Raw genomic sequence first — 2,979 nt, 5'->3', positions numbered from 1 at the left:
GATGGAGGCCGCCGCCGACCTTCGGGCGCGCGGCACCGCCTTCGCGTCCCGGGCCAAAGCCCGGCGCGTCCTTGGTGAAGAAGCCGGCATCGTCGACCGTGAACGGGATCGTGGTGTCGACGCCGCGCGCCCGAAGGTCGGCGGCGGCCTCCATCCACGCGTCGAAGTCCTCGCGGCCATGACCGGGCGCGGTGTGGACGAAGCCGGTGCCGGCGTCATCGGTGACATGCTCGCCGGCAACCATCGGCACCGGGAACTCATAGCCGCCGCCGAGGCCCTTGAAAGGATGCGAAAGCGTAAGCTTCCCAAGCTGTTCGGCCGGGACGCTGTGAAGCCTGTTCAACGTGACCTTGGCCTTGGCGGCGCAGTCCTCGGCCAGCGCGTCGGCGAAGATCAGCTTCTCGCCGGGCTGCGGGCCGAAGGCGTTCTCGGCCGCCGTCACCTCATAGAGGCCATAGCCGATGCGCGGCGAATAGCTGACGGCACGGTTGCCGGGTATGGTCCAGGGCGTGGTCGTCCAGATGACGACATGCGCCTCGACCAGATCGAGCGCGGTGTCGTCCAGCGCCGGCGCCGCGCCGGCGACCGGCTGGGCGAGGCTCGCGACCGGGAACTTCACCCAGATCGTGTCGCTCTCATAATCCTGATACTCGACCTCGGCTTCGGCGAGCGCGGTGCGCTCGACCACGCTCCACATCACAGGCTTCGAGCCGCGGTAGAGCTGCCCCGACATGGCGAATTTCAGCAGCTCGCCGGCGATGCGCGCCTCGGCATGGTAGGCCATCGTCGTGTAGGGGTTGTCGAAATCGCCGATGACGCCCAGGCGCTGGAACTCTGAGCCCTGCACCTTGATCCAATCGGCCGCGAAGTCGCGGCATTCCCTGCGGAACTCGTTGACCGGCACCTCGTCCTTGTTCTTGCCCTTGGCGCGATACTGCTCCTCGATCTTCCACTCGATCGGCAGGCCGTGGCAGTCCCAGCCCGGCACGTAGTTGGCGTCGTAGCCGCGCATCTGGAACGAGCGGTTGATGACGTCCTTGAGGATCTTATTCAGCGCATGGCCGATATGGATGTTGCCATTGGCGTAGGGCGGACCGTCGTGCAGCACGAATTTCTCACGGCCGGCGGCCTCCTCGCGCAGCTTTCTGTAAAGGTCCATGTCCTGCCAGCGCTTGACCACGCCGGGCTCCTTCTCGGGCAGGCCGGCGCGCATCGGGAAATCCGTCTGCGGCAAATAAAGCGTCTTGGAATAGTCGATCGTTTCAACAGCGTCGGTCATCGGGGTGTCGGTCATTGATCTGCCATCTGCGTTGCCCGGCGGCGGAAAGCCCGGGCGTTGAGGTCTTAGCTGACGCATATCAATTTCCCAAAACCGGAGCCCACTTTTGGGCGATATGCGTTGATTTTCTTGAAAAAGCGCGAGGGGCGCGCGCGAAAACTCCCGGCGGCTCCAGCGGCGCTCAGGCCGCCCGGAACACCGGGCCTGTAATTCGTATCGCGATCGCGAAAAGGCGCGAAAAGCTCATCATGGCGTGGCTTTTAGCGGATGGCGCGGCAGGAATAAAGCGCGGAATTCAAGGCATGAAGCCGGTTTCGCGGCCTACATGGTGAAATTAAAGCGATAAGTGGTCGAGACACCGAAGGTCCATTGGTTGCGGTCGCCGCGTTCCTTAACCAGGCTGGAATCCGAAGCCGGCTCCATCAGGCGCGAATATTCGGTGAAGACGCTGGCCGTCATCGGCTCGGTCACCTGCCAGGTGATCGCGCCGCCGAGGCCCGCCGATTTCACACCGCCGCCCGGATGGTATTCGCTCAGGCCCGAAGCCGCCGCTTCCTTGGCGTTGACCCCGTAATAGGCGTCGAAATAGTTGGACGACGCGAAGGAGACGCGCGGACCGCCGGAAATGCGGACCGTCGGCGTGATGTCATAGAAGGCGTCCGCGGCGATGTCGGCGACGAAGCCGTTGTGGGAGCGGATGCCATGCCGCAACTCGGCGCGGGCGCGCAGCCAATCCAACGGATAGAACTCGAAGAAGCCGCCAACTTCACCGCCGAAGCGCACCGGGTCGAGACCATGGAGTTCGTCCTTGCTGGTGCGATGGAACAGGAACTTGCCGGTCAGGCCGGCGCGCACGGAGCCGTCGTCGACCAGGGCCAGCGAGATGTTGTCGTTGCGCGAGGTGAAGCGCGCCTGCGGACCGACCTTGCCGAGCGAGATGATCGGCTGGGCGCTGAACATATATTTCTTGCCGCCCTCGAAATTCGGCGCGACGAGGCCGGTGGCGCCGAGCGTCAGGTACCAGTCGCCGGATATCCAGCTGCCCTCGCCCGCCTGTGCGACAGACGCGGTGAACAGACCTATGGCGACGGCCAGCGGAATCGTCCCGACAATACGAATCGTCACCCCTTACGCGAAACGTGCCGGCAAGACCATCCGCCGACGCTCAAGCCATGCCGTGCGTTCGGTAAAATTTGACTTAAAATCGCAACATCGGACTGAAAGGGCAACTAGCCGACACGCCGGTTGCGGCGCAAGCTCTCTATCAGATCGCAGGCCGCTTCCAGTCCGCCGGTAAGCGGGTTTGACGAGCCGTAAGCAAGGGCCGCCTGATGCCATTGCACGCGTACTGCAGTGTCGTCGGCTTTCCGGACCGCCTGTCGCCAGATTTCGGGATCGTCGTGATTGGCCACGACCAGCCCCGCCCCGCTAGCTTCGACATATTTTGCATATCCGCAGGCGGCCGACGCGATGACCGGCAGGCCATTTGCGAGCGCCTCGAGAATCACCGTGCCGGTATTTTCCAGGCGCGCCGGGTGCAGCATGAAATCGCTCGCGACCACAACCGCCGGGATGTCCTCCTGGATGCCCAGCAGGATGACCCGGTTCGACATGCCGGACTTGGCAATCAGGCCGCGAAGCCGGATTTCCTCCTCGCTGTTTTCGCGAAGACCGGCTACCAGCCAGTGGGTGTCCGGGAA

At 63.9% G+C, this 2,979-nt stretch carries 3 protein-coding genes; all 3 read right to left on the bottom strand.

All coding sequences use genetic code 11. The annotated features are described in order from the left end of the window. A partial coding sequence (locus EOA27_RS29810) for a class I tRNA ligase family protein (protein WP_145970615.1) occupies positions 1 to 1,279 on the bottom strand: 1,279 nt, incomplete at its 3' end. 321 nt (positions 1,280 to 1,600) lie between these two features. Beyond that, positions 1,601 to 2,398 carry a MipA/OmpV family protein gene (locus tag EOA27_RS29805; RefSeq protein ID WP_126083163.1) on the bottom strand — a complete coding sequence of 266 codons (798 nt, stop codon included), beginning with the start codon at positions 2,396 to 2,398 and terminating at the stop codon, positions 1,601 to 1,603. A 110-nt stretch (positions 2,399 to 2,508) separates the two neighbouring features. Next, positions 2,509 to 2,979: glycosyltransferase (locus EOA27_RS29800; RefSeq protein WP_127257911.1), on the bottom strand; the 471-nt coding region annotated here is incomplete at its 5' end.

The sequence above is a fragment of the Mesorhizobium sp. M2A.F.Ca.ET.037.01.1.1 genome (assembly GCF_003998075.1).
Taxonomy (GTDB): Bacteria; Pseudomonadota; Alphaproteobacteria; order Rhizobiales; family Rhizobiaceae; genus Mesorhizobium.
The sequence above is the reverse complement of the archived record's forward strand: the minus strand, read 5'-3'. Positions and strand labels throughout refer to the sequence as shown.